Raw genomic sequence first — 6,000 nt, 5'->3', positions numbered from 1 at the left:
GCCGTCGTCGAGACCAAGACCTACGGCTGCACGTACCTCTTCCTCGGCTCCCCCAGCCTTCGGCCGGGGGGACCCCCAGAGCACGCACCTGACGCCGCGCGGCCGCCCTCCGGGCGACGACGGGAAGGGTCAGACAGGCCCTAGGACCCTGGGGGCCCGGCGGTTCACCGACCGGCAGACGTGACAGGGGCGACCACCTCCCGGTGGCCGCCCCTCGCGCATGCCGCGAAGCCCGTGCCCCGTACCCGCCGCAGGGGCTCAGCCCTGCCCGCCCGACGCCCCGCGCGGCGCGGGCCGGGCCGCCGCCATCCGCGCGCCGAGCGACGCCCACCAGGCCGAAGCCGCCCACAGCACCCGTACGGCCGAGCGCGGCAGGAACAGTGCCCGCAACCGCGTACGCCCGCTCACCGTGCTCTCCAGCGCCGCGCTCACCCGGCGCACGTCCTCCGCCAGCCCCGCCGCCGGGCGCGGCCGGGGGGCGTAGAGGACCTGCTCCACCGCGTCCGCCACCCGGTGCACCGCCGCCCCCGCCACCGGGTCCAGCCGCCCGAGCCGGACGATCCGGGCGGCCGCCCTGCGCGGGGTCTGCGACTCGTCGGGCAGGATGCCGAAGTCCCATGCGGTGTCGGTCAGTTCCTGCCAGGCCGCCAGCGTGTGCGCCGCCGCGCCCTCCTCGGTACGGGCATGCGCCCCCAGCCGTACCCCGCGCAGGCGGGCCCGCCACAGCATCGGCGTGAACGGGACCAGCGCGACGGCGAGCCCGCCGAACACCCACAGCGCGTACGCCCACCACGGCCGGGAACGCGGTTGCCCCTGCGGCACGGCCTGCGCGGCCGGGCCGCCGCACCCCTCGAGCTTGCGTTCCTGGACCGTGCAGCTCTCGCTCGGGGAGACCGGCGCGGCGGGTGCCGCGCTCTCCGTCCGCGAGGGCCGCACCTGGTCCGGAAGACTGCTGCCGGGCGTGTCCGAGACGGTGTACGACGGTGTCGTGCCCCGGGTCGGGGTCGGCTCGAAACGGGTCCAGCCCACGCCTTCGAAGTACAGCTCCGGCCAGGCGTGCGCGTCCTTCAGGCCGACCGACACCGAGCCGTCCGCCTGCGGGGACCCGGGCGCGAAGCCCACCGCCACCCGGGCCGGGATACCCAGCGTGCGGGCCATCGCGGCCATCGCGAAGGAGAAGTGCACGCAGAAGCCCTGCTTCTGCTCCAGGAACTTCGCTATGGCGTTCGGGCCCCGTCCGACCTCCACCCGGGTGTCGTACTGGAAGCCGCCGTTCACCGAGAAGTAGTCCTGGAGCTTGACCGCCTCCTCGTAGTGGCTCGACGCGCCCTCGGTGACCTCCTCGGCGGTCCTCGCCACCACCTTGGGCAGCGAGGACGGCACCTTGGTGTACTCCCGCAGCAGGGCCGCCGGCGGTTGTCCGGCCGCGGTCAGCTGCTCGGCCGTCGGCTGCACGTCCACGCTGGTCACCGCGTACGTCGCGCCGCGCGTGGTCTGACCGTGGTCGCCGACGAGCGTCATACCGACCGGCTCGTACCGCCAGTTGCCGCCGATCCGCACGCTGCTCGGCGGGTACGGCATCGGCAGCCAGTCCTGGGCGTACCAGTCCGCCGCCGTGATCGTGGTCCGGACACTGCCGCGCCTGATCCCGGGACCGAGGCCGACCGGCGTGGGGAACTGGTCCGGCACGCCGACGATGTGCCGCTGGGACGGCTTCCAGGTGGTGCCGTCGAAGTCGTCCAGGGAGACGATCCGCAGGTACAGGTCCGAGACGTCGTTCGTGCTCGTCCTCACCGACAGCACCTGGCGGTCCTGGTCCACGTTCAGACTGTCGCGCAACGACACCAGCGGATTCACCGCGGAGATCGTGCCGCCGGACCCGTTGCCCGCCCCGATGCCCGTCCCGGCGGCGTCCAGCAGGCCGCCGCTCATCTCGGGCAGGGTCCACGGCACCAGCAGCGCCACGCCCAGCGCGACCACGCCGATGCGGTGCCCCGTGCGGACCGGCGCCACCGCCCGGTCCCGCGCCTGACCGGGGGTACGCGGCACGCCGCCGAAGAACCGGCCCCACTGCGAGAGCCGGTCGCGGCTCTCGGCGAGCAGCAGCAGCAGATAGCCCGCCGCGGCGATCACGAACCACAGCCCCTCGGCGCCGCCGTCGGACAGGCCGGCGGCGACCGAGTACAGGGCGAGCAGCGGCAGACCCGCCGGGGCCGCGCTGCGGAAGGACACCGCCAGGGTGTCCACCAGCAGACCGATGACCAGGACGCCGGCGACCAGCATCAGCCGGATCCCGTCGGTCAGCGGCGCCGGTATCGCATACCGGCTGACGTCGTCCGAGCCCTGCTGGAGCAGGCCGGCCAGATACCGGAAGGCCTCGGGTCCGGGTATCAGCCCGGCGAACGCCTGCTGACGGGCGAAGACCAGGGTCAGCAGCAGCAGCGAAACCAGGGCCTGCGCCGCCATGGTCAGCGGCCGGGCCAGCGGCACCCGCCGGGTCGCCGCGCCGACGCCCGTCTGCACCGCCACCAGGAAGGCCGCCTGGGGCAGCCACGTCGTCCCGTCCACCAGGGGCAGCAGCGCGCACGACGTCATCAGCGTGGCCGCCGCGGCGAACAGGGCCAGCCGGGAGCGCCCGCTCATGACAGTTCCTCCCCGCCGGTCCTCACAGTGCCTCCCCGCCGCCCACCGCGGCCGCGTCCCGGCGGTCGTGGTCCGCCTGGCGCCACAGGTCGTCCAGACCGGCGCCGCGCGGCGCGCTCACGGTGGTCCAGCCGGCCTCGCGCAGCATCCGCAGGCTCTCACCGTGCGGATCCGCCGGGCCGGGGACGTCGGTCGGCTCGCGCAGCCAGGTGTCGCCGTCCAGCAGGAAGGCGATCGCGCCACCGCTGCGCCGGCGCATCTTGGCGACCACCGTGGCCTGTTCCTCGTCGATGTCGCCCAGGAACGCCACCAGCAGCCCTTCGCTGCCGCCGCGCAGCACGTCGTAAGCGCGGGACAGGCCCCCGCCGTCCGAGTGGTCGATCACCGCGAGCGTGTCCATCATCAGCCCGGCCGCGTCCGCCGTCTCCTGGCTCGCTCCGGCGAACCCGTCGGCGCCTTCACCGGGGACCACGCTGCCGGTGTCCGTCAGCAGCCGTACCGAGAAGCCGCGTTCGAGCATGTGCACCAGCACGGACGCCGCGCCGGCCACCGCCCACTCGAAGGCAGAGTCCGGGCCGGCGCCCGCATAGGCGATGCCCCGGGTGTCCAGCAGCACCGTGCAGCGGGAGCGCTGCGGCTGCTCCTCTCGGCGTACCATCAGCTCGCCGTAGCGGGCGGTGGAGCGCCAGTGCACACGGCGCAGGTCGTCACCGTGGCGGTATCCGCGCGGGATCACGTCGTCCTCGCCCGCCAGCGCCGGCGAGCGCTGCCGGCCGTCGCCGTAGCCCTTGGCCTCGCCGCTCAGCCGCACCGGCGGCAGCGGCTCGACGCGCGGGATCACCGTCAGGGTGTCGTACGAGGAGAAGGAGCGAGTGAGTTCGCACATCCCGAAGGGGTCCGTCAGGCGCAGTTGCAGCGGGCCCAGCGGATAGCGGCCGCGCAGGTCCGAGCGGACCCGGTAGGACACCTCGCGCCGGCCACCCGGCTCCAGCCGGTCCAGGACGAAGCGCGGCCGCGGCCCCAGGACGTACGGCACCCGGTCCTGGAGCATCAGCAGACCGGTGGGCAGCCGTGAGACGTTGTCCACCCGCAGATGCACCCGGGCCTCGCTGCCGGCGGGCACCCGCGAGGGGGCGAGCCGGCGGCTGCCCGCGACCCGGTAGCGCGTGCGGTGCAGGACGGCCACGCAGATCAGCGGCAGGACGGCCAGCAGCACCCCGACCCGGAGCAGGTCGCTCTGGCCGAGCACGAACGCGCAGATCACCGCGGCGACACCGGCGGCCAGGAAGGACCGGCCGCGCGTGGTCAGCCCGGCCAGGGCCGTACGGATGCCGCCCCGCTCCCCGCGGTCCGCCTCCGTCTGCCCCGCCCCCCCGGCGGTCATCACAGCCTCCGCGGGGGCTGCGAGGGATAGGCCGGCACTCCCCGGCCGAGTCCGAGGCCGCCCTGCGGCGCCGCCGTGGGCACCGGCGTGCCCTGCAGGATCTCCTGCACGACCTGCTCCGAGGTGCGCCGGTTGAGCTGGGCCTGCGCCGTGGGCAGCAGCCGGTGGGCCAGCACGGCCACGGCGAGGGCCTGCACGTCGTCCGGGAGGGCGTACTCCCGCCCGCTGAGGGCGGCGGACGCCTTCGCCGCGCGCAGCAGGTGCAGCGTCGCGCGCGGGGAGGCCCCGAGTCTGAGGTCGGTGTGGGTGCGGGTGGCGGCGACCAGGTCGACCGCGTACCGCCGGACCGGTTCGGCGACGTGGACGTTGCGCACCGCCTCGATCAGCTTGAGGATCTCGTGCGCGTGCGCGACCGGCTGGAGGTCCTCCAGCGGTGAGATCCCGCCGTGCACGTCGAGCATCTGCAGCTCGGCCTCGGCGCTGGGGTAACCGACGGAGACACGGGCCATGAAGCGGTCGCGCTGGGCCTCGGGCAGCGGGTAGGTGCCCTCCATCTCGACCGGGTTCTGGGTGGCCACCACCATGAAGGGGCTGGGCAGTTCGTAGGTCTGCCCGTCGATCGTGACCTGCCGCTCCTCCATCGACTCCAGCAGGGCGGACTGGGTCTTCGGCGAAGCGCGGTTGATCTCGTCGCCGATCACGATCTGCGCGAAGACGGCACCCGGCTTGAACTCGAAGTCGCGTCGCTGCTGGTCCCAGATGGACACGCCGGTGATGTCCGAGGGCAGCAGGTCGGGTGTGAACTGGATGCGCCGTACCGAACAGTCGATGGACCGTGCCAGCGCCTTGGCGAGCATCGTCTTGCCCACCCCGGGAACGTCCTCGATCAGAAGATGCCCCTCGGCGAGCAGTACGGTCAGCGAAAGCCGTACGACCTCGGGCTTGCCCTCGATCACTCCTTCCACCGAACTGCGGATCCGCTCCACGGTGGCGGTCAGATCTGTAAGGCTCGCTCGATCGTCATAGGTCGTCACCCGGCCCTCCTCGGCCCGTTCTTACAAGGACCGACGCGCTGCGTGGCCCACCCCGAAACACGGACACCGCGCGGGGGTCCCGCGCGACGTCGCACCCCGCATTCTTGCCGCCGTTACCGTTTCGTGTCACTCGCCTGTGGACAACTGCCCGCACTATGTCGGCCTTGCGGTCTTTTCAGCCAGATTTTCGAGGTCGGGCGACGGGGTGGTTCCGGGGCGGGCGGTCCGGTCAGGCCGCGTCGACCTCGCGCAGCAGGCCCGTCCTGACGTCGAAGACGAAGCCCCGCACGTCGTCGGTGTGCAGCAGGAACGGTGAGGTGCGCACCCGCTGCATCGACTGCCGTACGTCCTGGTCGACGTCCCGGAAGGACTCCACCGCCCACGCCGGGCGCTGGCCGACCTCCAGCTCCAGCTCGTTGCGGAAGTCCTCGGTGAGGGACTCCAGGCCGCAGTTGGTGTGGTGGATGAGGACGATGCTGCGCGTCCCCAGCTTGCGCTGGCTGATGGTGAGGGACCGGATCACGTCGTCGGTGACCACACCGCCCGCGTTGCGGATGGTGTGACAGTCGCCGAGTTCGAGGCCGAGCGCGGCGTGCAGATCGAGCCGGGCGTCCATGCAGGCCACCACGGCGACGTGCAGGACCGGCTGGGCGTCCATGCCGGGATCCGTGAAAGCGGAGGCGTACCGCTTGTTGGCCCCGACGAGGCGGTCGGTGACCCTGCCGCCTTCCCTCATGGCGCCTTCGGATCCAGTGTGAGCTGCTGCGGAAGTCGTCATAGTCACGACGTTACAAGTGCGGAGCTCGGGTGGCCTGCTGTGCAACGGCACAAAGAACGTCATCGTGGCTTGTTGTGAGCTAACCCACACGGAGGGCAAAACGGGGCCGGACGGGTGATTCCCGTCGAATTGTGCCCCGGTCCGGGATGCGGTACGCGACG

4 protein-coding genes are annotated in these 6,000 nt (G+C 72.9%); all 4 read right to left on the bottom strand.

Annotation, left to right across the window (positions count from 1 at the left end; all coding sequences use genetic code 11):
• Window positions 1–258: 258 nt before the first annotated feature.
• Entirely contained in the window at window positions 259–2,643 is a 2,385-nt protein-coding gene (locus ABZX30_RS26220; RefSeq protein ID WP_355937601.1) for a DUF3488 and transglutaminase-like domain-containing protein, read from the bottom strand.
• A 22-nt stretch (window positions 2,644–2,665) separates the two neighbouring features.
• Complete coding sequence (locus ABZX30_RS26215) at window positions 2,666–4,027, bottom strand: DUF58 domain-containing protein (protein WP_355937599.1); 1,362 nt, start codon at window positions 4,025–4,027, stop codon at window positions 2,666–2,668.
• Window positions 4,027–5,061 carry a MoxR family ATPase gene (locus ABZX30_RS26210; RefSeq protein WP_355937597.1) on the bottom strand — a complete coding sequence of 345 codons (1,035 nt, stop codon included), beginning with the start codon at window positions 5,059–5,061 and terminating at the stop codon, window positions 4,027–4,029. Before ABZX30_RS26210 ends, ABZX30_RS26215 begins: the two co-directional genes overlap by 1 nt.
• A gap of 229 nt (window positions 5,062–5,290) precedes the next feature.
• Window positions 5,291–5,839, bottom strand: a complete 549-nt coding sequence (locus ABZX30_RS26205) for a carbonic anhydrase (protein ID WP_355937595.1) — start codon at window positions 5,837–5,839, stop codon at window positions 5,291–5,293.
• Window positions 5,840–6,000: the final 161 nt, after the last annotated feature.

It is taken from the genome of Streptomyces sp. NPDC004542, from assembly GCF_040610035.1.
Classification (GTDB): Bacteria; Actinomycetota; Actinomycetes; order Streptomycetales; family Streptomycetaceae; genus Streptomyces.
The sequence above is the reverse complement of the archived record's forward strand: the minus strand, read 5'-3'. Positions and strand labels throughout refer to the sequence as shown.